The sequence below is a fragment of the Candidatus Aminicenantes bacterium genome (assembly GCA_011049425.1).
Taxonomy (GTDB): Bacteria; Acidobacteriota; Aminicenantia; order UBA2199; family UBA2199; genus UBA876.
The window spans coordinates 1-2945 of record DSBM01000046.1 but is presented as its reverse complement, the minus strand read 5'-3'; the positions used below and the strand labels follow the sequence as shown (position 1 = coordinate 2945).

Here is a 2945-nt window from a genome sequence, read left to right as displayed (position 1 = left end):
GCCGGGATCCCGGCGCAACACCTGATCTCCGCCTTCGAGAAACTGCGGGATCACAGTGGCGGAGGGGACGAGCGCGGAAACTGGCACCATTATTCCGTTCCGCAACGCATTCGATGGCTGCGCCGTTGCGTGGAAAACCCGGCATTGACGGCGCAGCATGATCGCCATCTCAGACGCGGCCTGGTGGTGTTCGTGTTGGGGCTGATGGTGTTTGCCGGCTTCGCTTTTCGCACGGGTACGGACTCCGGAGCGGTTATCTCGCTCAGCCGCCTGGATCGGGTGGTGGCCCAACGATTGACGGATCATCCGCACAACCCAGGCTTGTGGTCGCTGCTGGGAAACCTGAAGTTGGAAAGAAAACAGTGGCCGGAAGCCATGGCGGCTTTCCGACGTTCATTGGATCTTCAGTACAATCAACCCGATACATTGAACAATTACGCCTGGATATTGCTGACTTGCCCGGATAAACAGTTGCGCAAACCCCGTCTGGCTTTGCAGTTGGCTCAGGATGCCCTGTCTTTGCGACGGACTCATTACATACTGGACACCCTGGCGGAAGCCCTTTTGGCCAATGGCCGGGTTGAGGAAGCGGTGGATGCGGCCCGGGAAGCCCTGGCTCTGGCAAGTGAAAACCAAGACTACTATAAGCGGCAATTGGTGCGCATGCAACGCGCGGCACTGGCGCGCGGTGCAGAAAGGTTGTAACAAAGAGAAAAAATTTTGGGAATTCCAAGGAGGTTTGACATGAAGCGGAATTTGAGGCGAATCGCATGGCTGGTGTTCCTGATTGTCATGGCGGCCTGCTCTGGAGATCCGGATGCCCGTTTTATGGAGGAGTGGAACCAAATCAAGGCTGAATTCACTCCCCTTTTCGAGACGGTCGCCCGGTCCGATAAGCAAGAATTGGAGGCACGTTATAAAGAGAAACTGGAAGCCCTGGCGCAATCGGCCCAGCCCGGGCATCTTTGCGATTCCAGCCGCTTGACCTATGCCGAAATCCTGTTGGAATTAAAAAGAATCGAGACCGCTGAATCCTTTCTGCTCCCACTGGCTTCCCATTCGGATCCCGACCTGCACATCCGGGCGCTGAAGATGCTGATTCGGGCTGCGGCGGCTCGCAAAGACGCCGATGCTTTGAGGCAGCGCTACAAGGACCTGGATTCCGCCCGTAACGGCGAATTGGAAAAGGACGCTCCGTTGCTGTTGGAAGCGGGCAGCCACATGCGGGATGCCGATCTGGAGTTGGCCCTGGAACTCATCGACCGCGGGCTTTCCCACCCCATACCCGAAAGCGCCGTTAACGTACTGAATACCGCCATACATATCCGGTTTGTGGACGGCGGCCTCGGCCATAGTGAGCGGGGGGTGTTTCTGGAACGCATGGCTCGCCAATATGCTGATCGCCCGCAGATCATCACGCAGATCCAGCGGAAACAAGGGTTCCTGGAATTCCTGGGCAGGCCCGCTCCCGAGTTGGACCAACCCGGCACCTGGTTGAACAGCGATGGTCCTCTGCAACTGAAAGAGTTGAGGGGGCGCTACATTCTGCTGGATTTCTTTGCCCCCTGGTGCCCGGATTGCCGCAACAGCTTGCCGGAATTTAGGCAATTGGGGCGCAAATTAAAAGATCGGATGGCAACAATCCTGATTACCCGTTTCTACGGTTTTTACGCTGACGAAAATACCCCCGCCCGGCGTAACCTTTCAAAATCGGAAGAACTATCACTGATGAAAGACTACCTGGAAAACAAAGAAGTAGAAATGCCGGTTTTCGTGGCTGCCGATGAGGAAACCCACAATCGTTTCAATGCTTCAGCCATTCCTCATTACGTGCTGATCTCTCCGGACGGCAATGTGGTTGACCTCTGCATGGAGAGGGTACACGGATTTTTTACCAGGGTGGAAGCGCAGGTATTGGGAGAGCAATAGTCCGCAAACGTGCCTTACCCGACTTTATCAAGAGCCGGGCTTGAGTTCGATGAGGTAGAGCACGGGCCATTGCTTGCCTGTCACGAACAGCTGGTTTTTTTTGGGTCCTGTGGCGATGCCGTTCAGGACGAGCTCCGGATCGTTGCGCAGGTGGGCCGGTACCAGGGCGGCACATTCGATCCAGGCGGTTACTTTTCCTGATAGGGGAGAAATTTCCGCGATGCGCGTATCTTGCCAGATGTTGGCCAGGATGCGGCCGTCCACCGCCTCCAGTTCATTCAGAAAGGATAGGGGCCGGCCCGCGGCTTTTACGGTCAGGGTTCGCCGCAGGGAGAGGTCTTCGGGGTCCAGGAAATAGAGACGGAAAGACCCGTCGGAAGCGATCAGGGAATGGCCGTCCCAGGTGAGTCCCCACCCCCGGGAAGAAAAACGCATATCCAGCACGCGTACGGGCTTTAACTTTTTGCGGTCAAAAACCAGGCAATGGCGGGACATCCAGGTCAACTGGTAGATCCATTCCCCTCTCAGGGCAATGCCTTCAGCGAACAGGTTGTTTGCCAGGGAGTAGGCCTGCACCACTTTTCCAGTGGACCACTCCACCTTGCGCAACTCTGAACGGCCATACTGGCCGGTACTCTCATAGAGATGATCATCGTGATAGAGCAGTCCCTGGGTAAATGCCTGCGGATCGTGAGGCAGAGTGAGGATTACTTTAAACCCTCGTTGGGGGATGACATCCGCCGGCTTTGCGGTTAACTGGGTGCATAAAACAGCCAGGGCCAACAGGATCAACGGAATCCTGAGTAATGGATGCATCGACACTCCCTTCAGTTTATACCACAATAGCGGTACACGAGAAATATAAGCGATGGATACGGAAAATTAATAAAATTGGTTCTCTTCCATTCCGTGTGGGTTTGGAAGTTTTTTTTGAAAAAATGGAAAAACTGCAGAGAGTACCCTCTCGGGCATAATTCACCGCTCACCACTTCGGTCCAGACCCATTGCGGTCTTCG

The 2945-nt window shown here is 55.2% G+C and carries 2 protein-coding genes; one reads left to right on the top strand and one right to left on the bottom strand.

The window, feature by feature from the left end:
- The first annotated feature begins 744 nt into the window (after positions 1-744).
- On the top strand, positions 745-1929 hold the full coding sequence (locus ENN40_03165) for a TlpA family protein disulfide reductase (protein ID HDP94341.1): 1185 nt from the start codon (positions 745-747) through the stop codon (positions 1927-1929).
- A 27-nt stretch (positions 1930-1956) separates the two neighbouring features.
- On the opposite strand, the gene ENN40_03160 is transcribed toward ENN40_03165, so the two are convergent.
- A complete protein-coding gene (locus tag ENN40_03160; GenBank protein ID HDP94340.1) occupies positions 1957-2745 on the bottom strand; it encodes a glutaminyl-peptide cyclotransferase in 789 nt (262 codons plus the stop codon).
- Positions 2746-2945 lie beyond the last annotated feature (200 nt).

What these genes read in the sequence shown, in the direction of transcription:
- ENN40_03165 (HDP94341.1), top strand. Translation starts at nt 745, where the DNA reads ATGAAGCGGAATTTGAGGCGAATCGCATGGCTGGTGTTCCTGATTGTC.
- ENN40_03160 (HDP94340.1), bottom strand. Translation starts at nt 2,745, where the DNA reads ATGCATCCATTACTCAGGATTCCGTTGATCCTGTTGGCCCTGGCTGTT.